This window comes from Xanthomonas hawaiiensis (genome assembly GCF_031834635.1).
GTDB classification, from domain to species: Bacteria; Pseudomonadota; Gammaproteobacteria; order Xanthomonadales; family Xanthomonadaceae; genus Xanthomonas_A; species Xanthomonas_A sacchari.
Genome location: NZ_CP115873.1, coordinates 4,207,367 through 4,232,985 on the forward strand (window position 1 = coordinate 4,207,367; position 25,619 = coordinate 4,232,985).

The window sequence follows — 25,619 nt, forward strand, 5'->3', positions numbered from 1 at the left end:
ACCACCCTCCCCTAGACGCACTATGGAGTTCCCCCGCCCATGAGCGACGTCCTTCCCATCATCCTGTCCGGCGGTTCCGGCACGCGGCTGTGGCCGCTGTCGCGCGAGTCGTATCCGAAACAGTTCCTGCCGCTGGTCGGCGAGCAGAGCATGCTGCAGGCCACCTGGCAGCGCGCGGCACCGGTGGCCGCGCACGCGCCGATCGTGGTCGCCAACGAGGAGCACCGCTTCGTGGCGGCCGAGCAGTTGCAGCAGATCGGCGTGAAGCCGCATGCGATCCTGCTCGAACCCAAGGGCCGCAACACCGCGCCGGCGATCGCCGTGGCGGCGCTGGAGGCCTTGCGCGATGGCGCCGATCCGCTGTTGCTGGTCCTGCCCTCCGACCATGTGATCGGCGACGAGGCCGCCTTCCAGGCCGCGGTGCGCGTGGCCGCCGTTGCGGCCGAGCAAGGCAAGCTGGTGACGTTCGGGATCAAGCCGACCGCACCGGAAACCGGCTACGGCTACATCAAGGCCGCCGCCGGCGACGGCGCACACGCGGTCGAGCGCTTCGTCGAAAAGCCCGACCTGGCCACCGCGAAAAGCTACCTGGCCTCCGGCGAGTACTACTGGAACAGCGGCATGTTCCTGTTCCGCGCCTCGCGCTATCTGGAAGAACTGCGCACGTTCCAGCCCGCCATCGCCGACGCCTGCACCACGGCGTGGCAGGCCGCCAAGCGCGATGCCGACTTCACCCGCCTGGACAAGGAGGCCTTCGCCACCAGTCCCTCCGACTCCATCGACTACGCGGTGATGGAGAAGACCGCCGACGCGGTGGTGGTGCCGCTGGACGCGAAGTGGAGCGACGTCGGTTCGTGGTCGGCGCTGCTGGACGTGTCGCCGCAGGACGCCAACGGCAACGCCCACCACGGCGACGTGATCGAGATCGATTGCCGCAACACCTACGCCTACGGCTCGCGCCTGATCGCGATGGTGGGCCTGCAGGACGTGGTGGTGGTGGAAACCGACGACGCGGTACTGGTCGGGCACCGCCAGCGCATCCAGGAAGTGAAGGACATCGTCGCCAGGATCAAGGCCAACGGCCGTTCCGAGGCCACCTGGCACCGCAAGGTGTACCGCCCGTGGGGCGCCTACGATTCGATCGACAACGGCCAGCGGTTCCAGGTCAAGCGCATCACGGTCAAGCCCGGCGCCACGCTGAGCCTGCAGATGCATCACCACCGCGCCGAGCACTGGATCGTGGTCAGCGGCACCGCCGAGGTCACCCGTGGCGACGAGGTGCTGCTGCTCACCGAGAACCAGAGTACCTACATCCCGCTCGGCGTGACCCATCGCCTGAAGAACCCGGGCAAATTGCCGCTGGAGCTGATCGAAGTGCAGTCGGGCAGCTATCTGGGCGAGGACGACATCGTGCGCTTCGAGGACACCTACGGTCGCACCTGAGTTCGGCGCACGCCGCAAACGCAAAGAGCCGGGCATTGCCCGGCTCTTTGTTTTTGACGGCGTGGTCTACCGGGTGCGACGGTCAGGTGGCCGGCGCTGCCGCGGCGAGTTCGCCGATGACCTGACGCAGACCATCGCGCCACTGCGGCAGTTCCAGCGCGAAATCGCGCTGCAGGCGCGACACGTCCAGGCGCGAGTACGCCGGACGCTTGGCCGGGGTCGGATAGTCCGCCGTGGTGATCGGCAGCACCCGTGGCGCGCGCGGCAACAGGCCCGCCGCCACCGCCTCGGCGAAGATCGCCTCGGCGAAGCCGTGCCAGGTGGCCTCGCCGGCCGCGGTCAGATGCCAGGTGCCGGACGGCAACGTCGCGCGCTGCGCCAGCACCCGCGCGGTGACATCGGCGATCAGCGCCGCCGGCGTCGGCGTGCCGACCTGGTCGGCGACCACCTTGAGTTCGTCGCGGTCGGCGCCGACCCGCAACATGGTGCGCAGGAAATTGTGCCCGTGCGCCGCATAGACCCAGGCGGTGCGGAAGATCAGGTGCTGCGCACCCGAGGCGCGGATCGCCTCCTCGCCAGCGAGCTTGGTGGCGCCGTACACGCCCAGCGGCGCGGTCGGCGCGTCCTCCGGGTAGGGCTGGGTGCCCTGGCCATCGAACACATAGTCGGTGGAGTAATGCACCAGCGGCACACCGTGCGCCGCGCACCAGGCGGCGATCGCCGCCGGCGCTTCGGCATTGGCGCGGTGCGCCGCCGCGGCGTCCTGCTCGGCGCGATCGACCGCGGTGTAGGCCGCGGCGTTGACCACCGCCGTCGGCCGCAGCCGGTCCAGCAATTCGACCAACGTCTGCGGCTGGTCGAAATCGGCGCGCTCGCAGGCGCTGCCGTCGGGCAACTGGCCGCTGCGCGTGGTCGCAACCACCGGCCCCTGCCCGGCCAGCGAGCGCAGCAGTTCCTGCCCGACCTGACCGTTGCCGCCGAAGACCAGCACGCTCATGGCTGGTAGACCGGCAGGCGCTCGACCGGGATATCGGCCAGGAACGGCGCAACCGCGTCCTTGCCCGACAGCACCGGCTCGGAGATCGGCCAGTCCACGCCGATCGCGGCATCGTCCCAGCGCACGCCGGCGTCGGCTTCCTTGACGTACACGTCGGTGCACAGATAGCTGAACACCGCACGCTCCGACAGCACGGCAAACCCGTGCGCGAAACCTTCCGGAATCCAGAACTGCTTCTTGTTCTCCGCGCTCAGCACCACCGCGGCCCAGCGGCCGAAGTGCGGCGAGCCGTGGCGGATGTCGACGGCGACGTCGTACACCTCGCCTTCCAGCACGCTGACCAGCTTGCCCTGCGGCCGCGGCCACTGATAGTGCAGGCCGCGCAGCACGCCCTTGGCCGAGGTGGAGACGTTGCTCTGCACGAACTTGGTCGGCAAGCCATGCTCGCCGAAGCGCTCGGCGTTCCAGGTCTCGAAGAAATAGCCACGCGCGTCGCCGAACACCGCCGGCTCGATCACCACGCAGCCAGGCAGATTGGTTTCAATCACTTTCACGGAACGGATCCTCGTACAGCCAGTTCATGCAGGTAGGTGCCATAAGCGTTCTTGCGCAGCGGAGCGGCGAGTTTCTCCAGCTGCGCGGCGTCGATCCATCCCTGCCCGAAGGCGATCTCTTCCGGGCAGCACACCTGCAGGCCCTGGCGCGACTGGATGGTCTCGATGAAATTGGAGGCCTCGTGCAGCGACTGGTGGGTGCCGGTGTCCAGCCACGCGTAGCCGCGGCCCAGCGCCTCCAGGTGCAATTGGCCCGCTTCCAGGTAACGGCGGTTGAGATCGGTGATCTCCAGTTCGCCGCGCGGCGACGGCTTCAGTTCCGCGGCATGGTCGCTGGCCTGACCATCGTAGAAATACAGGCCGGTGACCGCGTAGTTGGAGCGCGGCTTGGCCGGCTTCTCCTCGATGTCGATGACCTTGCCGGAGGCGTCGAACTCGGCCACGCCGTAGCGCTCGGGATCGTTGACCCAATACCCGAACACGGTCGCGCCATGCTGGCGCGCATCGGCGCGGCGCAGGGTCTCGGTCAGACCATGGCCGTGGAAGATGTTGTCGCCCAGCACCAGGCAGCTCGGCTTGCCGGCGACGAAGTCGCGGCCGATCAGGTAGGCCTGGGCCAGCCCGTCCGGGCTCGGCTGCACCGCGTACCGGATGTCCATGCCCCACTGCGCGCCATCGCCCAGCAGCGCCTGGAACAGCGCCTGCTCGTGCGGGGTGTTGATGATCAGCACCTCGCGGATGCCGGCCAGCATCAGCACGCTGAGCGGGTAGTAGATCATCGGCTTGTCGTACACCGGCAGCAGCTGTTTGCTGACGCCCTTGGTGATCGGGTACAGCCGCGTGCCGGAGCCGCCAGCGAGGATGATGCCCTTGCGTTGTGTCATGAGGTCTTTCCTGTGGACGTGCGCACGTGGATGTGCGGACGCATGCGAGGGACGCGGGTTACGCCGCAGTGCCGATCCGTTCCAGCCGATAGCTGCCGTCGAGCACGCCCTGCACCCAGTCCTGGTGGCTCAGGTACCAGTCCACGGTGAGCGCGATGCCCTGTTCGAAGGTGTAGTGCGGTTCCCAGCCCAGCTCGTTCTTCAGCTTGGACGCATCGATGGCGTAGCGGCGGTCGTGGCCGGGCCGGTCGGCGACGTAGGTGATCTGGCTGGCGCGCGGCTTGCCGTCCTCGCGCGGACGCCGCGCGTCCAGCAGCGCGCAGATCGCCTGCACCACCTCGATGTTCTGCTTCTCCGAGTTGCCGCCGACGTTGTAGGTCTCGCCCACCTTGCCCTTGGCCAGCACGGTGCGGATCGCCTCGCAGTGGTCGCCGACGAACAGCCAGTCGCGCACCTGCTTGCCGTCGCCGTACACCGGCAGCGGCTCGCCGGCCAGCGCCTTGGCGATCACCAGCGGAATGAGCTTCTCGGGGAAGTGGTACGGGCCGTAGTTGTTGGAGCAGTTGGTGGTCAGCACCGGCAGGCCGTAGGTGTGGTGGAACGCGCGCACCAGGTGGTCGGAGGCGGCCTTGGACGCCGAGTACGGCGAGTTCGGCGCATACGGGGTGGTCTCGCTGAACTTGCCGGTCTCGCCGAGCGTGCCGTAGACCTCGTCGGTGGACACGTGCAGGAAGCGGAACGCGTCGCGGCGGCCGTCCGGCAGCGCCTTCCAGTGATCGCGCACCGACTCCAGCAGACCGAGCGTGCCGACCACATTGGTCTGGATGAAGGCGCCCGGGCCGTCGATCGAGCGGTCCACATGGCTTTCGGCGGCGAAATTGACCACCGCGTCGGGCTGGTGCTCGGCGAGCAGGCGGCCGACCAGGTCGCGGTCGCCGATGTCCCCGTGCACGAACACGTGATCGGGGTTGCCCTCCAGCGACGCCAGCGTGTTCAGGTTCCCGGCATAGGTGAGTGCGTCCAGGTTGATCACGCGTACGCCGCGCGCCACTGCCTCGAGCACGAAATTGCCGCCGATGAAACCGGCACCGCCGGTCACGAGCCAAGTCGCCACTGTGTATCTCTCCTGATTGGGCGCCGTCGGCGCCTAATGTCCAAACCACACAGGATATACGCTTTATATGAACCGGTCGTGGTCGCTGCGGGCGGCGATCGCGTCCGCCGAACGGGCCCACCATACGCCCTCGCATGGTCCCTCGCGCCCGGTTAGAATCCTCCGCCTGCCCCGTGCCAGCCGCCGCGGCCGGGCCTTCCCGCACTGCTGAAGGATCTCGTACACGATGAAAATCCTCGTCGCCTACAAGCGCGTGGTGGACTACAACGTCCGCATCCAGGTCAAGCCGGACGGCTCCGGCGTGGTCACCGAGGGCGTCAAGCTCTCCGCCAACCCGTTCGACGAAATCGCCCTGGAAGAGGCGCTGCGCCTGCGCGATGCCGGCATCGCCAGCGAGGTGGTGGTCGCCACCATCGCCCCGGCCGACGCCGCCGCGCACCTGCGCAATGGCCTGGCGATGGGCGCCAACCGCGCCATCCACGTGGTCGCCGACGCGGCGATCCAGCCGCTGACCGCCGCGCGCACCCTGCTCAAGCTGGTCGAGCAGGAGCAGCCGGACCTGGTGATCCTCGGCAAGCAGGCGATCGACGACGACGCCAACCAGACCGGGCAGATGCTGGCCACGCTGTGGGGCCGTCCGCAGGCGACCTTCGCCGGCAAGCTGGTGGTGGCCGACGGCAAGGCGACGGTGACCCGCGAGGTCGACGCCGGCCTGGAGACCCTGGAAGTGGACCTGCCGGCGGTGGTCACCACCGACCTGCGTCTGAACGAGCCGCGCTTCATCAAGCTGCCGGACATCATGAAGGCCAAGAGCAAGCCGCTGCAGACGCTGGCCTTCGCCGACCTGGGCGTGGAGGCCAACGACAGCCTCACCACCACCCACTACGCCCCGCCGGCCAAGCGCAGCCGCGGCGTGATGGTCAAGGATGCCGCCGAACTGGTGGCCGCACTCAAGCAGAAGGGGTTGCTGTAATGGCCAAGATCCTTATCGTCGCCGAACATCTCAACGGGCAGCTCAACGCCGCCACCGCCAAGTGCGTCAGCGCCGCGCAGGCGCTGTCGGCCGAGGCCATCGACATCGTGGTGCTGGCGTCCGATCCGGCCGCGGTGGCCGCCCAGGCCGCGCAGATCGCCGGCGTCGCCCGCGTCCTCACCGTCGCCAACCCCGCCAACGCACACGCCATCGCGCAGGTGCTGGGCCCGCAGATCGCTGCCCTGGCGGCGGGCTACACCCACGTGTTCGGCCCCTCCACCACGTTCGGCAAGGACCTGATGCCGGTGGTGGCCGCCCTGCTCGGCGTCAACCAGATCTCCGACCTGATGGCCGTGGACGGCGAGTACGCGTTCAAGCGCCCGATCTACGCCGGCAACGCCATCATCAGCGTGCAGGCGCCGGCCGACCAGATCGTGGTCGCCACCGTGCGCAGCGCCTCCTGGCCGGAAGCGGCACAGGGCGGCAGCGCGGCGGTCGAAGCGGCCAGCGTGGACGCGACGCTGCCGAGCCACACCCGCTTCGTCGGCCTCGCCGCCGGCAAGTCCGACCGCCCCGACCTGCAGAGCGCCAAGCGCGTGGTTTCCGGCGGCCGCGGTGTCGGCTCGGCGGAGAACTTCCAGATCGTCTACCAGCTCGCCGACAAGCTCGGCGCGGCGGTCGGCGCCTCGCGCGCAGCGGTCGATGCCGGCTACGTGCCCAACGAACTGCAGGTGGGCCAGACCGGCAAGATCATCGCGCCGGAGCTGTACGTGGCGGTCGGCATTTCCGGCGCCATCCAGCACCTGACCGGCATCAAGGACGCCGGCACCATCGTCGCGATCAACAAGGACGCGGAATCGCCGATCTTCGAGATCGCCGACATCGGCCTGGTCGGCGACCTGTTCACGGTGCTGCCGGAGCTGGAAAAGGCGCTGGGCTGAGCCGTCAAGGGGACCCGGGGATGATGCCGCACGGCGCCGACGGCGTGCCCGCGCCACGCCACCGTGCGGATCATCTGGCGCTGTTCGTCGTGCTGCTGTGCGGCGGCTACCTGGCCGCCCTGTGGTGGATCGACCGCGGCAACGGCACGTTCGCCCGGCTCGGCGCGATCTGGCCGTTGCTGGCAGTGGCGGTGCTGCCGGTCTCGGCCAGCTACCTGTTCCGCTTCTGGCGCTGGCGCTGGCTGCTGCAACGGCAAGGCCACGCAGTGCCGTTCTGGCTGGGCTGGGCCGCCTACCTGGCCGGTTTCGCCTTGACCGCCACGCCCGGCAAGGCCGGGGAATTGCTGCGCATCCGCTATTTCGCCCGCATGGGCGTGCCGGCGGGGCGGACGCTGGCGGTGTTCGTGTTCGAGCGCGCCTCCGACCTGCTGGTGATCCTGGCGCTGTCGCTGCTGGCCGCACCGGTCTTCCCCACCCTGGGCACGCTCGCCGCGGTAGTGCTGGGCTTCGTCGCCCTGCTGTTCGGCGCCGCCGCCTGGCCGGCGCTGCTGGCCTGGCTGGACGGCCTGGGCCGGCGCCTGCCCGGGCGCTGGCTGCGCAGGACGGCGCAGTTCGCCATCTTCGCCGCCACCGAGCTGCGCGCCTGCCTTGGAACGGCACAGCTGCTGCGCAGCCTGATCGCCGGCGTGGGCGCCTGGGGCCTGACCTCGGCGGTCTTCGTCGGGCTGTGCAGCGGTCTGGGCCTGGACCTGGACCCGCTGGTCGCGTTCGGCATCTACCCGCTGGCGATGCTGATCGGCGCGCTGTCCTTCGTCCCAGGCGGGGTCGGCACCACAGAACTGGCGATCGTGCTGATGCTGGACCGGCTCGGCGTCGCCACCGCCGATGCGATCGCGGTCGCGGTGGCCGCGCGGCTGGTGACGCTCTGGTACGCGGTCGCCGTGGGCGCCCTGGCGATGGGGGCCACCGAATTCCTGCAACGACGCCAGGTCGCCTGAACCGCTGGTTATAATGCGGCCCCGCTATGCATCACCAGGCCGCAGCATGTCTTCCCCCCCCAGCTCCCCCGCCGACCGCCCGGCTGTCTCAGGGCGCGCGCTTTGCGTGGATCTGGACGGCACGCTGCTGAATTCGGACATCCTCTACGAGTCCCTGCTGGCCCTGCTGGCGCGCAATCCGCTGTACGTGTTCCTGCTGCCGCTGTGGCTGCTGCGCGGCAAGGCCGCGCTGAAGCGCGAACTGGCCGCCCGAGTCACGCTCCCGGCCGAGACCCTGCCCTACAACGAGCACGTGCTGGAGCTGCTGCGCACCACGCCGCAGCGCCCGCGCGTGCTGTGCACCGCCTCCGACCAGTTGCTGGTCGCGCCGATCGCCGCGCACCTGGGCCTGTTCGAAGAGGTCATTGCCAGCGATGGCCAGCGCAACCTGTCCGGCCGCAACAAGGCCGACGTCCTGGTGCAGCGGTTCGGCGAAGGCAATTTCGACTATGCCGGCAACGGCCGCGTGGACCTGCACGTGTGGGACAAGGCCGGCGGCGCCTGGGTGGTCAACAACGGCAACGGCTTGCGCGCGGCCGCCGCGCAGCGCACCACCGTGCACGGGCACTGGCCGGCGCCGCCGCGCGCCCGCGCCTGGCTCAAGGCGCTGCGCCTGCACCAGTGGCTGAAGAACCTGCTGGTGTTCGTGCCGCTGCTCACCGCACACCGGTTCCTGGAAGGCGAATCGGTGCTGCAGTCGGTGATCGCCCTGGTGGCGTTCGGACTGTGCGCCTCCGGCGTGTACGTGCTCAACGACCTGCTCGACCTCACGCCCGACCGCCAGCATCCGCGCAAGCGCAAGCGGCCGTTCGCCGCCGGCCGGCTGCCGCTGCTGCAGGGCCTGTTCGCCGCACCCGCGCTGACCGTGGCCGGACTGGCGCTGTCGCTGGCCTGCAACCTGCAGTTCACCCTGGTGTTGCTGACCTACTACGTGATGACGCTGGCGTACTCGCTGCGGCTCAAGCGCATCGTGATGATCGACGTGGTGCTGCTGGCGGCGCTGTACACCGTACGCATCATCGGCGGCGCGGTGGCCATCGAACTGGAACTGTCGTTCTGGCTGCTGGCGTTCTCGATGTTCATCTTCCTCTCGCTGGCACTGCTCAAGCGCTACACCGAACTGCACGCGATGCTCGGCAGCGGCAAGACCAAGGCCAGCGGGCGCGCCTATTCGGTGGAAGACCTGGTGCTGCTGCAGTCGATGGGTGCGGCGGCCGGCTACATCGCGGTCATGGTGATGGCGCTGTACATCAACAGCCCGGCAAGCGTGCAGTTGTATCGACATCCGCAATTGCTGTGGCTGATCTGCCCGGTGCTGCTGTACTGGGTCAGCCGGGTCTGGATCGTGGCGCACCGCGGCGAGATGCACGACGACCCCATCGTGTTCGCCGCCACCGACCGGGTCAGCCAGGTGGTCGTGGTGCTGTGCGGGCTGTTCGCGCTGAGCGCCATCTGATGGCCGATGCCGGGCAGTCCTGGGGACGCTACCCGCACGCGACGCAGAGGCTGCTGCCGATCGCCGACCGGGCCGCCGCCCTGCCGGCCTTCGCCGGCAACGCGCTGCCGCGCGGAAACGGCCGCAGCTACGGCGACAGCTGCCTCAATCCCGACGGCACGTTGCTGTGCGCGCGCGGCCTGGACCGCTTCATCGGCTTCGACCCGGCGTCCGGCCTGCTGCGCTGCGAGGCTGGGGTCACCCTCGCCGAGATCATCGATCTGGTCCTGCCGCAGGGCTGGTTCCTGCCGGTGACCCCAGGCACTCGCTACGTCACCGTCGCCGGCGCCATCGCCAACGACGTGCATGGCAAGAACCATCACCGCACCGGCAATTTCGGCCACCATGTGCGCGCGTTCGAGCTGCTGCGCAGCGACGGCAGCCGCCGCCTGTGCACGCCCGACGCCGATGCCGACGGCTGGTTCGCGGCCACGGTCGGCGGACTGGGCCTGACCGGGTTGATCACCTGGGCGGAGATCCAGTTGCGCCGCGTGCCGGGCCCGGCGCTGGAAACGGAGAACATCCGCTTCGGCTCGCTCGACGAGTTCTTCGCGTTGTCCGCGGCCTCGGCCGACAGCCACGAGTACAGCGTCGCCTGGATCGACTGCCTGGCCAGCGGCCGCGCCCGCGGCCGCGGCCACTTCACCCGCGCCGATCACTGCGCTGGCCTGCCCGAGGAACGCCCGGCCTCGCCCGGCAAGGGCCTGGCGATGCCGTTGACCCCGCCGGTCTCGCTGGTCAACAAGCTGTCGCTGCGGCCGTTCAACGCGCTCTACTACTGGCGCCAGCCCGCGCGCAGCAAGCGCCGCTTGAGTCACCTGCTGCCGTTCTTCTATCCGCTGGACGGCATCCGCCACTGGAACCGCATGTACGGCCCGCGCGGTTTCCTGCAATACCAGTGCGTGCTGCCGCCGGCCACCGCGCGCGACGGCGTGGATGCGCTGCTGGCGGAAATCGCCCGCAGCGGCAGCGGCTCCTTCCTGGCCGTGCTGAAGGAATTCGGCGACCTCCCCGCACGCGGCATGCTGTCCTTCCCACGCCCGGGCACCACGCTGGCGCTGGACTTCCCCAACGACGGCGCCGACGTGCTGCGCCTGCTGGAGCGGCTGGACCGGATTGTCGACGCCGCCGACGGCGCTCTGTACCCTGCCAAGGACGCGCGCATGTCAGCCGCCTCGTTCCAGCGCGCCTATGCCCGCTGGCAGGACTTCAGCCGCTATCTCGATCCCCGCTTTTCTTCCGGCTTCTGGCGCCGGGTCACGGAGTGAACATGCAACGCGTCCTCATCATCGGCGCCACCTCGGCGATCGCCGAGGCCACTGCCCGGCACTACGCCGCGCGTGGCGCGGCCCTCCATCTGCTCGGCCGCCAGGCCGCACGCCTGGACGCGATCGCGTCGGACCTGTCGGCGCGCGGCGGCAAGGCCAGCGTCGGCGTGCTCGACGTCAACGACGGCGCCAGTCATGCCGCGGCCTTCGATACCGCCTGGGCGGCGCTGGGCGGCGTGGACGTGGTGCTGATCGCCCACGGCACCCTGCCCGACCAGGCCGCGTGCGACGCCTCGGTCGAACTGTCGATGCGCGAGTTCGCCACCAACGGCACCTCGACGATCGCGCTGTGCGCCGCACTGGTGCCGCGCCTGCGCGCGGGCGCGACGCTGGCGGTGATCTCGTCGGTGGCCGGCGACCGCGGCCGCGCCAGCAACTACCTGTACGGCAGCGCCAAGGCCGCGGTCAGCGCCTACCTGAGCGGCCTCGGCCAGCGCCTGCGCCCGGAGGGCATCAACGTGCTCACGATCAAGCCGGGCTTCGTCGATACGCCGATGACCGCCGCCTTCAAGAAGGGCGCGCTGTGGGCCAAGCCGGACCAGATCGCCAAGGGCATCCTGCGCGCGGTCGCCGGCCGCCGCGCGGTCACCTACCTGCCTGGGTTCTGGTGGGCGATCATGTTCGTCATCAAGTCCATCCCCGAATTCGTCTTCCGCAGGATCAAGCTCTGACATGACCGACAAACACGCCAAGATCGTCATCACCGGCGCCGCAGGCCTGGTCGGCCAGAACCTGATCGTCGAACTGGAACAGCAGGGCTACACCCAGTTGGTGGCGATCGACAAGCATGCGCACAACCTGCAGATCCTGCGCGAGCTGCATCCGGCGGTGCGCGTGGTGGAGGCGGACCTGGCCGAGCCTGGCGACTGGGCGCGCGAATTCGAGGGCGCGGCGTGCGTGGCCCAGTTGCACGCGCAGATCACCGGCAAGACCACGGACCTGTTCACCCGCAACAACCTGACCGCCACGGCGCACGTGCTCGACGCCTGTCGCGCGGCCAATGTGCCGTACCTGGTGCACATCAGCTCCTCGGTGGTGAACTCGGTGGCCAAGGACGACTACACCAACACCAAGCGTGCGCAGGAAGAGATGGTGGTCGCCAGCGGCCTGCGCCACTGCGTGCTGCGCCCGACCCTGATGTTCGGCTGGTTCGACCCCAAGCACCTGGGCTGGCTGTCGCGCTTCATGGCCAGGACGCCGGTGTTCCCGATCCCGGGCGATGGCCGCTTCATGCGTCAGCCGCTGTACGAGCGCGACTTCTGCCGTTGCATCGCCAAGTGCATCGAGCGCGAACCCGACGGCGATGTCTACGACATCGTCGGCGACACCCGCGTGGACTACGTCGACATCATCAAGACGATCAAGCGGGTCAAGAAGCTGCACACCCTGATCGTGCATATCCCGATCGGCTTCTTCGCCTTCCTGCTGCGCGTGTATTCGCTCTTCAGTTCCAAGCCGCCGTTCACCGCCGACCAGTTGAAGGCGCTGAGCGCCGGCGACGACTTCAAGGGCGTCGATACCGACGCGGTGTTCGGCGTGCGCCAGACCCCGTTCGAAGACGCGATCCGCGAAAGCTATACCGACCCGCGCTACAGCCACATCGTGCTCAAGCGCTGACCCGTCATACGAGACCAGAACCATGAGTACATTCGCGATCGTCGGCAGCGGCCCCATGGGCCTGATGGCTGCCATGGAACTGCTGAAGAAGGGCCACCAGGTCGACGTCTACGAACGCGACGACCGCATCGGCGGCATGTCCGCGGATTTCGACTTCGACGGCCTGCGCATCGAGCGCTACTACCACTTCATCTGCAAGACCGATTTCCCGCTGTTCAAGCTGCTCGAGGACCTGAAGCTGTCCGACCGCCTGCACTGGACCGACACCAAGATGGGGTATTACTACCAGGGCAAGCTGCACAAGTGGGGCACGCCGTTCGCGCTGCTCGGCTTCCCGCACCTGGGGCTGGTCGACAAGATCCGTTACGCCCTGCACGTCATGCACACCAAGGGCATCAGCGACTGGACCGCGCTGGACAAGGAGAACGCGCGCGACTGGATCACCCGCTGGATCGGCCCCAAGGCCTACAAGGTGATGTGGGAGAAGGCGTTCGCGCTGAAGTTCTTCGAATACCAGAACGACCTGTCCGCCTCGTGGATCGGCACCCGCATCAAGCGCGTGGCGCTGTCGCGACGCAATCTGTTCAACGAAAGCATGGGGTATCTGGAAGGCGGCTCGGCCGTGCTGCTGGAACGCATGGCCGCGGAAGTGACGCGCCTGGGCGGACGTATCCTGCTGTCGCAACCGATCGAAGAAGTCGCCTCGGTCGATGGCAAGGTCACCGGCATCCGCACCCACGACGGCCATCATGCCTACGACGGCGTGGTGTCGACAGCCCCGATCCAGTACGTGCCTGGCATGGTGCCCGGCTTGCCCAAGACCTTCGCCGACCAGGTCGCCGCGATCGAGAACATTCCGGTCGCCTGCGTGATCCTGAAGCTGTCCAAGCCGGTCAGCGAGAACTTCTGGATGAACATCAGCGACGAGCGGATCGCCATCCCCGGGCTGATCGAGTACAGCAATCTCAACCCTGGCAAGGGTCCGGGCGAACACATCGTGTATGCGCCCTACTACATGCCCAAGACCCACCCGAAGTGGCAGTGGAGCAACCAGCAGCTGATCGACGAAGTCATCAGCTACTTGCCGATGATCAATCCGGACTTCAAGCCGGAGTGGATCCGCGCGACGCATTGCCATCGCTACGAGTATGCGCAGACCATCTGCCCGCCGGGGTTCCAGGACATGCTGCCGCCGATGAAGACGCCGCTGCAAGGCTTCTACATGGCGGATACGGCGTACTACTACCCGGAAGATCGCTCGATCAACGAAAGCATCGACGTGGGCAGGCGCCTGGCCGAGGTCGCGACGATCGCATGATCAGCAAGCGCTTCTTCTTCTTCCTGTTGTCCGGCGGCATCGCCGCCGCCGCCAACTTCGGCTCGCGCATCCTCTTCAGCCTCTGGTTTCCGTACGCGGCGGCGATCGTCCTGGCCTATCTGGTCGGCATGACCACGGCCTTCATCCTGATGCGCAAGCTGGCGTTCAAGGAAACCTCCAACACCCAGCGTACGCAGATCGCCTGGTTCGTCGTGGTCAACGCCGTCGCGCTGCTGCAGACCCTGGCGATCAGCCTGTTGCTGGCGAAATGGGTGTTCCCCTGGCTCGGCATCCGCTATCTGGACGAAACGGTCGCCCATGCGATCGGCGTCGCCGTGCCCGTGGTCACCAGCTACATCGGCCACAAGTACCTGTCGTTCAAGAACTGATCCGCTTCCCGCCTCGCCGTCCCTGCACGGGGCGAAAGGCATTCGACCACCATGCCCCACCACGCGAGCAATGGCGCCATGCCCCACGCTTCCCAACCGCCCTCATCCGGCCCCATGCAACTCGCCCGAAGACTCCTTCTTCCGTGGTTGGCACTGACGCTCGTTGTAGGGGCGTTCTACCACTGGTCCGGGCTGAACATCCAAACATTCAGGGCAGAATCCGGCCTGTTCATCGCGTGGGCATACAGTGGCGATCTGGCCCACTTTGTCGACGCACACATCTATTCGTCCTACAGCGGGCATTACACGCCGCTGTATTTCGCCGCTGAACTGCTGCAAGCGCGGCTGTTTAGCACCAACGAGCATCTATGGTTCTGGCGGCAGATGCTGCTGCTCGGCCTGCTGGGTACCGCGCTGGCATCGCTCACGCGCACGACGCTGGCGGCATTGGGCAATCGCCGCGGCGTTGCGCAGGTCGCCGGCTATCTGCTTGCCGTGGTGTTCCTGCTGCAGCCGGCGGTCGCGGAAATGGTGACCTGGCCGTTCATGGCCGCGCAGTTCCTCTGCATGACGTGTGCGGCGATAGGGCTGCGCTATCTGATCCGCGCCAGCGCCTTCCAGGACGAGCGCGCCTTGTTCTGGGCGATGGCCTGGAGCTATGCCTCGATGCATTTTCTCGGTGTCGGCTTCGTCGTCAGCATCACCACCCTGATCAACTGCTGCGTGTTGATGTGGAGCCAACGGCTCGCGCCCCGGCACTGGCGCACCATCTGCATCTTCGCCGTGCTGACGGCGCTGCATGGCGTCATGATGACCCGCGGCGTGCCGACGCAGGAACTGGCCATACCACCGTCGACGCTGGTGAAGCGGTTCGGTGCGCTGTACATGGGACTCGTGCATGGTGGACTGCAGTCGCTGTGGGCCAGCGGGCGCTTCCGCTGGCCGGACGTGGACGCGTTTCCGGTCGATGCCGTCTATGGTCTCGCCCTGCTGGCAGCACTGCTCGCCGCCGCGATCGCCATGGCCCAGCGTAGCCGCACGCAATCGCGGCCGTCCCTGATGCTGGCCAGCATCGTGGTCGGCTTCCCCACCCTCGCGCTGGCACTGTTCAGCGCGCTCCCCGTGCTACGGACCAAGGGCAGCCTGGATCCGCACAGCCTGGATGGCTATCTGTTCGGCACGCGCTATCTGATCTTCGCCACGTTCTTCGCCTACCTGCCGATCAGCGCGCTTGTTGGCGCGGTCGCGCGCAAGCTGGGGAAACCGATGCTGGTGCCGCTGCTGATCCTGTCGCTTGGATCGGCGGCCGGCACGGCTGCCTTCATCCGCATTACCATTCCGCAGATCTGGCCTTACTTGCTTACGCCCTCCGATGTGCTGTGGGCCAACGTGGTCAAGGAAGCCGCGACGCAGCAAAAGGCGCAGGGCTATGTGAAGGACCGCCCACTGAGCGAACTCGACCACGAGTTCAATCCGCCGATGCACATGTTCACGCCGTTGATCGAGCGCGACCTCGGCTGCAGCAAGTGCGTCAATATCGAGAGCAAACCCTGACCGGTTGCCGGGCGTGGCTGCCTCGCCCGGCGCACGCGCATCGCAGATGCCGGCACGTGCGACCCACGTGTCGGTGGCGCTGCTCAACACCCATGCGGCACGCGCAGCTTGCAGCGGAAGATAGAGAAAGCAGCGCGCCGCGCCTACCTACGACGGCGATCAAACGGGAATATCGGGCGAGGCGGTCCCTGCGCCTGTCACGTGGTCGCAACGAACCCTGCCACAACCATGCGCACCGCGCGCAGGCGGACGCGCGTTGCGCAGCAAATCAATGCTGATACAGCATCAGATTGAGCACCTTGCTTTCAGGGGCGCCGTTGATCGTCAACGACTCCTTGCCCTGGGCGGGGTACACCCAGACGACCAGCTTGTCGTCGCCGGTCTCGCGCGCCAGTTCGTAGCGCACCACGCCACCGCTTTGCTGCAGCGCGAACTCGGATTCCAACGTGACCGGCAGGTAGTCGTTGTCCTTGGAACCGGCAAGCTCCGCTCTTCCGATCGTGCAGCGCTCGTCCTGACAGAGCTTCAAGGCAATCTTGCCCTGGGCGGCACCACCGCTGTTGCCGATCTGCACCGCCGCCCGCTTGATGTGCAGGGTGGCCGGAGGTGCGAAGGTGCCTGCGAGCACCTGCCGATCGTTCAACGGGATCGCCGTATTGGAGGAGTCGTCCATCGGCACGCGAACGGAAACATCGCCTGCCGCCAGGTACTTTTCGCACTCGCTGGCGGGATACTGACGGCACCCGGCCAGTACCCACAGGACGGAGGCCATGGCCAGCAGGGGACGCATACGCATTTCGCTTCTCCTCGATTTCCGCTTCAGGCCGATGGCAGCAACGCATCGGCCCTGGCCCACAGCAGGCCAAGATTGATCAACAGCTGAAGGACGACGCATGCCAACGCGATCCGCTTGCCCATCCGGTCCTGCATGAACTTCATCGCGAACACGCACAGCACGATGCCGATGGCCTGCAGGCCATGCACCGCAGGAATCGCCGGCGCGCTGAATACGCCCACCAGCAGCGCACTGGGCAACACCACGAAGGCGAACAGTTCCTTGGGCCGGCGACTACCGTACGTCCACGCGCCTGCATACGCCTGGGCGCTGAGCAGCACGCCCATGGCGCCGGTGATCGAGATCAGCATCTCCTGGAAGAGCTGATTGGGCACCAGTGGATAGGTGCCCAGATACAGCGGCAGGAACGTCCGCGCTGCATTGGCGACGCGCACCCAGAGCAAATCGCCCAGGCTCGCCGAGCTCAACAGGTTCTGCGCCACCAGGTCCGACGGAATCTGCAGGTACCACCGCGTCCACAACCACCAGGGCAGCACGCACGCGACCAGGGCCAGCCCATAGGCGATCACGTTGCGCACGCATTGCGGCTTGAATCCATCGCGCAGCAGGATGTACAGCCCGAAGCATCCGGCAAAGACGATCGCGTAGGGGTGGGACCAGTACGCCATGCCTGCCAGCACACCGGCGACGAAGGCGGAGCGTCGCGACAGCAGCGTGTAGGCACCGAGGATGAGGAAGAAGCCGCCCAGGGATTTCGGCCAGGTGAACAGGGTCTGGGCGATGAAGTATGGGCTGCTGACGACCAGCAGCAATCCGGCCAGCACATATGCGCCGCGCAATCCTGCACGCATGAGCAGCAGTGCGGCGCCGAGCAACAGCGTGCTGTTCAACACGATGCCGACCGCCAGGAACTGCCGAAAGGCATCGTCGTCGCCCAGGCTTCCGACGTCGGGCCAATCCTGGCCGACGTACTTGAACCTCGGCAGCGCACGGACCTGCTTGGCCGGTGGATCCAGGACCGCGCGGAACGGCACGTTCACCAGCGACATCAGAATGGGGCGGTTGGACAATTCCTGCCCGGGCATCAATGGCCGCTCGAACGCGAACTGGATGTCCCGCAGCAGGAACTCGCTGGACAGGAACGGCAGGTAGTTGTCCGCCGGGAACGCCCCCATCATCACCTGCACCTTGACGTGCAGATGATGGTTCTTGATCACGTACGGCCCGTCCGGCAACTCGCCGGGAAAGCGGACCGGCATCGACACGATCGCCATGCACGACAACGCCATGCCGATCCATGCGGCGAAACCGAGAACGGTCAGCCGCCAACGCCCGGCGAGCAACTTGCCGAGCACGCCGTGGCGATACCACTGCCAGCAGGAGAGCGCGTACAGCAGCCCGAACCCGATGCAGGCATTGAGCCGGTTGTCGCTGGGAAGCGAGACGACGAAGACGCCGAGCGCACCATGTCCGACCACGCCGACAGCGACCGAGTACGCCAGCAGTTCCAGGCCTTGCAGCCGCCGGCCGGCCTCGGTGAGCGACAGCAATCCCGCCCCCACGCCGAGCAACGACAACGCCACCGCGACGCAAAGCGCCAGGCTTCCCCACAACTCCACTGCCACGTTACCGACTCCTCACGTCAGCGAACCACGTTTCCCGTTGCCGAGGCTCGGCCATCGACCAAGCCTCGGTTTCCCCGTCAACGGCCGGCCTGCCACTCCTGCACATGCTGCAGCATGGTCTGCGCGCGGTGCAGATAGGTATGTTCGCGCAGCGTGCGCTGCTGCGCGGCCGCAGCGATCGCCAGGCAGCGGGTACGATCGCCCACCATGGCCTCTATGCACTCGCGGAACTCGCGCACGGAGTTGTAGAGCAGCACCTCGGTGCCGGGCGCGTAGTAATCGACGATCTCCAGGCTCTCGACGAAGAACAACTGGGTCGTGCCTGCCATCGCCGCCTCGAAGGTGCGCGGACCCGGTGTGGAGGGATCCAGTTTGAAGCGGTCGTTGGCGTAATGGTAGTCGCGCCCCATGTTGAGCGTGATCCATGCGCGCGCGTACCGATCCGAGAGTTCGTTGTTGGGCAGGCGCTGGTTGCGGCAGAACGGCAACTCCGACTCCGGCCAGCCGTCGCCCAGTACCACGGCGGCGTGCTCCTGCAACGGCTTTGCCAGATCGCGCAGCAACTTGATCCGGTTGCCGAAGGCCACACCGCAGAAAAAGATGTTGACGTCCTTCGTCGCCGAGATCGGACGCCAATGCGCCCGTTCGCTCGCTGCCAGCGGCAGGTGGAACGCGCGCGGATGGTCGTAATGCTCGGCGCACCACTTGTCGTTGCTGAAGACAAGATCGGCGACGTCCTTGATCTTGTAGCTGAAATCGAATTCGTAAGGATCGTCGTGCAACCAGAACACCAGCGTCGCGCCGGTCTGCGCGCAGTAGCGCTTGATGCCGCTGTAATCGGCATCGTCGGGCATGCACGAACCGAAGCACACCACCAACTCCGGCTTGGCCGACCATGCCTTGGCCGCGGCGTGCTCGAGCGGCACGTTCACCACCTGCTCGATCCCACGCAACTGCCAGAAGCCTTCGGCCACGTAACTGCGCAACACCACGTTGCGATTCTGATTGTCCGGCGACGCGCCGCAGACCAGGACGCGGGAGGGCGTGTTCATTTCGCGGCTCCAGAGAGGCGGCGCACCACTTCGGAGGCGACCCTGCGCGCGGTGTTCATCGCGCCGTTCTTCCTGAAATACCGATACAGCCGGCGTAGCCGTCCCGGCTCCGGCGTCGGCACCAACTGGGCGACCTCGTTCACCACGACGGTCGCACCGCGCGGCTGGATGGTCCACTCCCGATCCATCAACAACACGCCGATCTCCTTGAGCGTTTGCCCACGCGGTGGCGCCCCGGCGTCACGCGCGCGCCATGGCGGCAACTGTGCCAACAGGCCGCGATAGAGTCCGCTGAGCCACTGCATATGTTCCTGGTGACCGACACCGAGGCCGGCATGCACGTTCGCACGCACGCGCTCGACCTCCGCGCGGTCGGCAATCAGCCTGCGTACCAGCGAGACGATCGCGCCCGATTCTCCCATCGGCAGCTTGAATCCGTTGATGCCATCGACCACGCGCTCGCCCAGAGCGCCCGTGTCCGAGACGATCGGCACCAACCCCGCACTCCACGCCTCGGACAGGCTGATGCAGTAGGTCTCGGGCCAGATGGAGAAATGCATCGACATCGAGAAGCCGGCCAGTATCTGCGGCAGGCTGCCTGGGCGGTAGGCGCCATGCACCCGCAGATTCGGGATCTTCAGTATGTTGAAGATGTCGCTGTACGGCTCGGAAAGTCGACCGATCACCGTGAATTCGACATTGTCCGTCCGCAACTGGTTGAAGGCATGGACCAACTGGTCGCCGCCCTTGTTCTTGGTGAAGTTGCCGACGATGGCGATCCGCAGCGGCGCATCCGGCATTTCCGGCGGGTGTTGCGGCACCTTCGCACGCTCGTCGCCAAGCGGCATGGGCACGCCCATGACCCGCAGCTTCTCGCTTCCCTCCAGCAACGGATACATCGTCCTGAACAGCGCTGCCACACCCTCGGTATTGGCATGGAGCGCGTCCATCGCCAACAACATGCGACCGAAAAAGGCCCTGCGCTTGGCCTGGCTGCCCGCTCCAAGGCCCTGCGCCGCGTTCAAGCACACATCGCAGGTCTCCGCCGGCAGCGCCGGGATGTTGCAGTACACCCCGCGGTAGTCCAGCAGGTTGAAGCGCGAGCAGACGACGTAGTAGTCATGCAGGCTCAACACCGCGGGAATTCCGAGCGCCGACGGAATGAAGCCGAGCGATGGCACATGGCCGATCAGATGCTGGAAATGCACCAGATCGATCCGGAACTTCTCCAGCAACCTGGAGAACACCTGCTCGCGTTCCGGGCAGGACAGCAGCGAGTCGTCGAGCGTCGAAGCGCAATCGAAGCTCTGGACCACCTGCATCGCTTCGTTGTACACCACGTAGCGCATGCCGACCGGCGTCACCGTCCGATCGGGAACGTAGAAGAACAGTTCGAACTCGTCCTTGATCGCCTGGCGCACGGAGTCCTGGTAGACCTCCACGCCGCCGTAGGGCTCCACGCCGAGAATGTTGTGCGACACCATCATGATGCGCCGGCGCGCCTTGGGCGCAGGCTGCAGCGAGGGCGCCGGCGCCACCGTCAACGCCTCCAGTTCCGCGAACAGGGTCTGCACCCGATTGGCGTACAGGTGTTCGGTGCGGGCGCGCTGTTGCGCCGCGCGGGCGATCGCCAGGCGCTCCTGCGGATAGGCAAGATAGTGCTCCAGCTTCTGGATGCACTCCTGCACGCTCGAAAACCCGACGTATTCCTTTCCTTCGGTGAAGAAGTCGTCCACCCGGATGTCGGGGATGGAGGTATCCACCAACTGGAAGCCGCCCGCCAACGCCACTTCGAAGAAGCGCGGCCCCGGCGTCTGCGCAACCGGATCGTTGCCCGAAGAAGAGAACGCACGATGCAGGGTCAACACCGAACGGCTGCGGTTGGAAAACTTGGCGAACTCGGTGTTCGGCGTGCGCCAGTCGTACTCGCTGAGTTCCATGCCCAGCTTGGGCGCGGGGATGTACGGATTGGCGGGCAACGCCAACTTCAGGCGAATGTCGGGAATGGCGGCCTGCAGCTTGGCGAGAAACTCCGAGCGGTTCGGCCAGGCCGTGCCCGCGAAGAACAGGTCGTAGAAATAGTGCCCGTCGTCCGACTCGGGCACCGCGTGGAAATGGAAGCGCTCAGCCGCGGCGAACGGCAGATGCCGCCCCTTGGCACCGTAGCCAGCGACGCTGCCGGCATCGTTCGTGAACACCAGATCGAACAGATCTGAATTCTTCACATTGATGCTGCGCTCGTAAGGATCCTCCGTGACCCAGAGGACGGCGCGGCCGCAGACATCCACCAGGCGCTCGACCACCGAGCGATCCAGCTCCTCGCCATCGAACGCGAGCAGCAGGTTGCACCCATGCCGCTGCGCCTGCGCGATGGCCGAACCGTAGTCGGCCTTGATCAAGCACTCGACACCGCCATGTTGTTCGAGCGCCCTGGCGATGGCCAAGCAGATGTAATGGTTGGGATTACTCCGCTTGGTGTCGAGGAGCAGGACGCGCCATGGCTTCATCAAAAATTCCGGGTAACAGGGTCCGTGCGCGCGGACCGATTACCACAATATTAACATCATCGGGCACCAGTGAACATTCGCTTCATCGCCCGCAACGGCGCCATCAGGCGCCAGCTGAACGAGGCGCGCATCCGCTCCAGCGCCACCTCGTGCTGCTGCTTCTCGGCTTGAATGCGATGTATGTCCGCCTCCTTGGCCGCAAGCATTTCGGTGAGCTGCACCAGCTCTTCCTGCAGGCGCCCCATCAGCACCGGAACTTCCGCCACCTTCGCCGACAGCTCGGCTCCGTGCGCCACTTCGCTGCGATACGCGGCAGCCTGTTCGTCCAGCTTTGACTGCAAGGCGGCGTGCGTTTCGCGCAAGCCTGCGAGCTCGGCGGACAGTTCGCCCTTCGCCACTTCGCTCTCGTTCAACAACCCCACCAGCCTGCCCTGCTCCCGCGCCAGGGTGCCGATATCCAGCTTGGTCGAGATCAGCTGCCCGACATGCTCGAACATGCGATTCACCAGCACCGGCGCCCCGTCCACTTCGGTGAACGCGCATAGCTGGCGCAACGCGTCGGGCTGGTCCTCGCCCACCAGCAGCACGCCCAGGCCATGGGTGTGGGTGAATTCGAACGACGGATAGCGCTGGCGGATCTCCGCCCAGTAGCGCCACACGCCGAAATCGCGTTCCCTGACGTTGATGTCGTGGAACAGCACCACCGCGCGCTTGGACAGCTTGCTCGCCCAGGTCTCGAAATCGTTGCGGACCGCGTCGTAGGTATGCAGCCCGTCGATATGCAGAAGGTCCACGCTGCCGTCTTCGAAATACTCGACGGCCTCCTCGAAGCGCATGCGCATCAAGCGCGAAAAATCGGCGTAGTTGCGTTGGTGGTAGTCCAGCAACGTAAAGAACACTTCGTCGCCGTAGACACCCGCGTGCTCGTCGCCTTCCCACGTGTCGACGGCGTAGCACTTGGCCTGGACCGCGCAGCCCTGAATCGCCTGACAGAACGCCAGGTAGGACGCACCGCGATGCGTTCCCAGCTCAACCAGGATTCCCGGGCGCATTTCCTCGACCAACCATCCTGCGAACGGAATATGCCCCAGCCAGGCACTCTCCGGAGTGCATTGCGGGTGCAGGAACATCGTATTGTTAATTGGAAAATTGATCACGATTGTGCTCCGTACACGACATTCCCGAAGGGAGATGCACACTGCGCGTCATGCGGACGCGCTACTGGAACTGCGCGATGAAGGCACCGACATCGTCCTTGCACAGCAAATGTTGGCAAGCGTGGATCTTTTCGATCGGCCAATCCCACCAGCGGATGGCAAGAAGCGCTTCGATCTGCTCCTCGGAAAAGCGCTTCCTGACGACCTTGGCGGGATTGCCGGCGACGATCGCGTAAGGCGGAACGTCCTTGGCGACCACCGCACCGGCGCCAACGATGGCACCATCGCCGATGCTGACGCCGGACATCACCATCGCACCGTGTCCCAGCCAGACGTCGTTGCCGATGCGGGTCGGCCCCTTGCTGGCCGGAAGACCGTCGCGCTTGGCGAGCGGATCGCCAAAGGCGATCCGCAAGGGGAATGTCGTCACCCAGTCGCTGCGGTGCTCGCCGCCGCCGAAGATGACCACCTCGTCGGCGATCGAGCAGAACGCGCCGATGGCGATGGATTCGTCCTCGGCCCAGACCTTCAGCGCAGGGTTGCCGTAGGTGAAGCGTCCCACGCTGATGCGCGGATCTTCGCTACTGAGCAGCGCGATCCTGCTTTGGAAGGTATCGTTCATTGGGATTCCGCAATCTTCATCTGCACCCGCTCGAACGGAATGCCGACCAATCCGTAGCGCAGCGTGGGGGAAGACACCTTGAGGATCACCGCATCGTGCAGCCAGTGATGCTGCGTGTTGGTCAGGGGGTCGCCCTCGGCGACCGAGACGGTCATGGAGTAGTCCCCGTTCGGCAGCAGTGGCAGGTGGAAGACAAACTCGGCTTCCAGCTGATTGCCCGCGGCGACGTCCAGCGGCGGCTGCACATGGGTGAAGGTATGCTCGCCGAACAAGGATTGCCCCAGGCTGTCCTTGACGAAAAAGCCCAGAATGGGACTCTTCATGTCGCGATGCACCTGGGCGACGATGCGCAGCGCGACATGCTCGCCGCCGAAGAAATAGGGCCGGCCGGGATCGTCGAGGTTGGTGAGCGCCACCGAGGCGATGCTGGCGGCACCCGACTGCCAACCGTCGGAGTGGGCGATGTTGTCGAACAGCTCGAGCTTGATCTCCTCCACCGGCTTGGCCACCGGACGCGGCCCGATGGCCTTGCCCTCGCGCTGATCGAGCGCCTGCAGCTTCACCTCGTCGCCGTAGCTTTCCTGCGCGCAATATTCGATGTAGGCCTGGGTGGTTTCCTGGGCAGAGGCATGCATCCGCATGACACCCTTGTCCAGCCACACCGCCGACTGGCAGAAGCTCAGGACCGAGCCGGTATCGTGACTAACGAACAGCAGCGTGCCGCGTTCGCGGAAGGCACGCAGGAAGCGCATGCACTTCTGCACGAACACCGCGTCGCCGACCGCCAACGCCTCGTCGACCACCATGATGTCGGCGTCCACGTGCGCGATCACCGCGAACGCCAGGCGCACATACATGCCGCTGGAATAGACCTTGACCGGCTGATCGACGAAATCGCCGATGTCGGCAAATGCCAGGATGCGGTCCAGGCGCGCCTCGATTTCCGCATGGGTCAAGCCCAGGATGGACGCGCTCATGAACACGTTCTCGCGCCCGGTGAACTCGGGATTGAAGCCCGCACCCAGTTCCAGCAGCGCGGCCACGCGCCCGTTCACCTGGATCGAGCCCGAGGTCGGCGCCAGCGTGCCGCAGATCATCTGCAACAGGGTCGACTTGCCCGAACCGTTGCGGCCGATGATGCCCACGGTATCGCCGCGACGCACCTCGAAGGACACGTCCTGCAACGCCCAGAACTCCTTGAAGTACTTGCGCGAAGCTAGACCCAGCGAACGCCCGACCCGCGGGAACAGCGCCTGCTTGATGCGATCGTGCGGCTTGTCGTAGACCTGATAGCACTTGGAGGCGCCAGAGACGCGAATCGCCAATTCCGACATGATGGACCTTTGAATCGAAGCGGATGCTTCAGCGAGCGATTAGACGACGTCCGCGAAACCGCGGCGTACCAGTTGGAACCAGTAGTAGCCCACGTACGCGACGACGAGGCTGCCGATGGAGTACTTGAGCAAACCCATCCAGTCCGGCGGCAGCCCCCACATCAGCACGTTCCGGGACTGCTCGATGATGAAGGTCAGCGGATTGAGATAGATCCACTTGCGCATGCCTTCCGGCAGCGAGGTGATCGGATACAGCGCCGGACTCATGAACAGCAGCACCGTCGCCAGCAGGCCGGTGATCTGGCCGATGTCGCGGTAGTACACGCCCAGCGCGGCGAAGAACCAGGTCACCCCCGAGGCGACCATCACCAACGGTGCGATCACCAGCGGGAAGTAGAGCACCGTCAGCGGCAACCGGTGCAGCAGCAGGAACTGCGCGATGAGCAACACCGTCAGGGTGATGACCATATGGAACAGCGACGACGCGACCGCCGACCAGGTCAGGATCTCCAGCGGAAAGACCACCTTCTTGACGTAGCTGGCATTGGCCAGCACCAGCATCGGCGCACGGCTGATGCACTCGGAGAGGAAGCCGTGAACCATGATGCCGGCGAACAGGATGATCGCGAACTCGGCGCGGTTCGTTTCGACAGAACCGCCCCAGCGTGCATTGAACACGTAGGAAAAGACGAAGGTGTAGACGGCCAGCATCAACAGCGGATTGAAGAACGACCAGGCCAGGCCGGCGATGGAACCGCGGTAGCGGCCCAGCACCTCGCGCTTGGCGAGCTGGTAGATCAGCTTGCGGTGCTGCGCGAAGCTGCGCAGCGCCGATGCCGGCGAAAGAGAATTGCTCATCAGGAAGTTGCCTCGTGGAACAGG

General features: G+C 66.2%; 23 protein-coding genes. 11 read left to right on the forward strand and 12 right to left on the reverse strand.

The features are described from left to right. The first annotated feature begins 39 nt into the window (after positions 1–39). Positions 40–1,443, forward strand: coding sequence for a mannose-1-phosphate guanylyltransferase/mannose-6-phosphate isomerase (locus PG878_RS17845; protein WP_209032452.1), 1,404 nt, complete (start codon positions 40–42; stop codon positions 1,441–1,443). An 82-nt stretch (positions 1,444–1,525) separates the two neighbouring features. Here the strand turns inward: PG878_RS17845 and rfbD are convergent, their stop codons facing one another. Genes rfbD through rfbB form a run of 4 tightly spaced genes read right to left on the reverse strand, consistent with a single transcriptional unit; the run spans position 1,526 to position 4,992 of the window. Further along, entirely contained in the window at positions 1,526–2,440 is a 915-nt protein-coding gene (rfbD, locus tag PG878_RS17850) for a dTDP-4-dehydrorhamnose reductase (RefSeq protein ID WP_209032453.1), read from the reverse strand. Beyond that, positions 2,437–2,994 carry a dTDP-4-dehydrorhamnose 3,5-epimerase gene (gene rfbC / locus PG878_RS17855; RefSeq protein ID WP_019797144.1) on the reverse strand — a complete coding sequence of 186 codons (558 nt, stop codon included), beginning with the start codon at positions 2,992–2,994 and terminating at the stop codon, positions 2,437–2,439. The genes rfbD and rfbC overlap by 4 nt, the downstream gene beginning before the upstream one ends. Continuing rightward, entirely contained in the window at positions 2,991–3,878 is an 888-nt protein-coding gene (gene rfbA, locus PG878_RS17860; protein ID WP_209032454.1) for a glucose-1-phosphate thymidylyltransferase RfbA, read from the reverse strand. The genes rfbC and rfbA overlap by 4 nt, the downstream gene beginning before the upstream one ends. Before the next feature lie 58 nt (positions 3,879–3,936). Continuing rightward, entirely contained in the window at positions 3,937–4,992 is a 1,056-nt protein-coding gene (rfbB, locus tag PG878_RS17865) for a dTDP-glucose 4,6-dehydratase (RefSeq protein WP_209032455.1), read from the reverse strand. 226 nt (positions 4,993–5,218) lie between these two features. Here rfbB and PG878_RS17870 point away from each other — a divergent pair, with 226 nt between their 5' ends. The 10 genes from PG878_RS17870 to PG878_RS17915 all read left to right on the forward strand — a co-directional run bounded on the left by PG878_RS17870 (position 5,219) and on the right by PG878_RS17915 (position 15,644). After that, positions 5,219–5,965 carry an electron transfer flavoprotein subunit beta/FixA family protein gene (locus PG878_RS17870; protein ID WP_010340209.1) on the forward strand — a complete coding sequence of 249 codons (747 nt, stop codon included), beginning with the start codon at positions 5,219–5,221 and terminating at the stop codon, positions 5,963–5,965. Next, complete coding sequence (locus PG878_RS17875; RefSeq protein WP_209032456.1) at positions 5,965–6,906, forward strand: electron transfer flavoprotein subunit alpha/FixB family protein; 942 nt, start codon at positions 5,965–5,967, stop codon at positions 6,904–6,906. Before PG878_RS17870 ends, PG878_RS17875 begins: the two co-directional genes overlap by 1 nt. 20 nt (positions 6,907–6,926) lie before the next feature. Then, on the forward strand, positions 6,927–7,904 hold the full coding sequence (locus tag PG878_RS17880; protein ID WP_209032457.1) for a lysylphosphatidylglycerol synthase transmembrane domain-containing protein: 978 nt from the start codon (positions 6,927–6,929) through the stop codon (positions 7,902–7,904). Positions 7,905–8,010: 106 nt separating this feature from the next. Then, positions 8,011–9,399 (forward strand): UbiA family prenyltransferase, encoded by a 1,389-nt coding sequence (locus PG878_RS17885; RefSeq protein ID WP_209032490.1) that lies wholly within the window; start codon positions 8,011–8,013, stop codon positions 9,397–9,399. Next, positions 9,399–10,706: an FAD-binding oxidoreductase gene (locus tag PG878_RS17890; protein ID WP_209032458.1), complete on the forward strand. Its 1,308-nt coding sequence runs from the start codon at positions 9,399–9,401 to the stop codon at positions 10,704–10,706. The genes PG878_RS17885 and PG878_RS17890 overlap by 1 nt, the downstream gene beginning before the upstream one ends. Positions 10,707–10,708: 2 nt before the next feature. Next, the gene (locus PG878_RS17895) at positions 10,709–11,437 is read left to right on the forward strand and encodes an SDR family oxidoreductase (RefSeq protein ID WP_209032459.1); all 729 of its coding nucleotides are present in this window, start codon (positions 10,709–10,711) and stop codon (positions 11,435–11,437) included. Position 11,438: 1 nt separating this feature from the next. Then, a complete protein-coding gene (locus PG878_RS17900; protein ID WP_209032460.1) occupies positions 11,439–12,383 on the forward strand; it encodes an NAD-dependent epimerase/dehydratase family protein in 945 nt (314 codons plus the stop codon). Between the two features lie 22 nt (positions 12,384–12,405). Beyond that, positions 12,406–13,701 carry an NAD(P)/FAD-dependent oxidoreductase gene (locus PG878_RS17905; protein WP_209032461.1) on the forward strand — a complete coding sequence of 432 codons (1,296 nt, stop codon included), beginning with the start codon at positions 12,406–12,408 and terminating at the stop codon, positions 13,699–13,701. Continuing rightward, a complete protein-coding gene (locus tag PG878_RS17910; RefSeq protein WP_209032462.1) occupies positions 13,698–14,090 on the forward strand; it encodes a GtrA family protein in 393 nt (130 codons plus the stop codon). The genes PG878_RS17905 and PG878_RS17910 overlap by 4 nt, the downstream gene beginning before the upstream one ends. A 78-nt stretch (positions 14,091–14,168) precedes the next feature. After that, positions 14,169–15,644 carry a hypothetical protein gene (locus PG878_RS17915; RefSeq protein ID WP_209032463.1) on the forward strand — a complete coding sequence of 492 codons (1,476 nt, stop codon included), beginning with the start codon at positions 14,169–14,171 and terminating at the stop codon, positions 15,642–15,644. Positions 15,645–15,912: 268 nt separating this feature from the next. Here PG878_RS17915 and PG878_RS17920 read toward each other — a convergent pair whose 3' ends face one another. The 8 genes from PG878_RS17920 to PG878_RS17955 form a co-directional block, all read right to left on the reverse strand. Further along, complete coding sequence (locus PG878_RS17920) at positions 15,913–16,440, reverse strand: hypothetical protein (protein WP_209032464.1); 528 nt, start codon at positions 16,438–16,440, stop codon at positions 15,913–15,915. Between the two features lie 23 nt (positions 16,441–16,463). Further along, positions 16,464–18,065, reverse strand: a complete 1,602-nt coding sequence (locus PG878_RS17925) for a hypothetical protein (RefSeq protein ID WP_209032465.1) — start codon at positions 18,063–18,065, stop codon at positions 16,464–16,466. A gap of 77 nt (positions 18,066–18,142) precedes the next feature. Next, a complete protein-coding gene (locus PG878_RS17930; RefSeq protein ID WP_209032466.1) occupies positions 18,143–19,117 on the reverse strand; it encodes a CgeB family protein in 975 nt (324 codons plus the stop codon). Further along, positions 19,114–21,624, reverse strand: coding sequence for a glycosyltransferase family protein (locus tag PG878_RS17935; RefSeq protein WP_209032467.1), 2,511 nt, complete (start codon positions 21,622–21,624; stop codon positions 19,114–19,116). Before PG878_RS17935 ends, PG878_RS17930 begins: the two co-directional genes overlap by 4 nt. Before the next feature lie 56 nt (positions 21,625–21,680). Then, positions 21,681–22,781: a class I SAM-dependent methyltransferase gene (locus tag PG878_RS17940; RefSeq protein ID WP_311163325.1), complete on the reverse strand. Its 1,101-nt coding sequence runs from the start codon at positions 22,779–22,781 to the stop codon at positions 21,681–21,683. 61 nt (positions 22,782–22,842) lie between these two features. Continuing rightward, positions 22,843–23,403 (reverse strand): CatB-related O-acetyltransferase, encoded by a 561-nt coding sequence (locus tag PG878_RS17945; RefSeq protein ID WP_209032468.1) that lies wholly within the window; start codon positions 23,401–23,403, stop codon positions 22,843–22,845. Further along, a complete protein-coding gene (locus tag PG878_RS17950) occupies positions 23,400–24,737 on the reverse strand; it encodes an ABC transporter ATP-binding protein (RefSeq protein WP_209032469.1) in 1,338 nt (445 codons plus the stop codon). The genes PG878_RS17945 and PG878_RS17950 overlap by 4 nt, the downstream gene beginning before the upstream one ends. Positions 24,738–24,776: 39 nt before the next feature. Then, positions 24,777–25,595 (reverse strand): ABC transporter permease, encoded by an 819-nt coding sequence (locus tag PG878_RS17955; protein ID WP_209032470.1) that lies wholly within the window; start codon positions 25,593–25,595, stop codon positions 24,777–24,779. Positions 25,596–25,619: the final 24 nt, after the last annotated feature.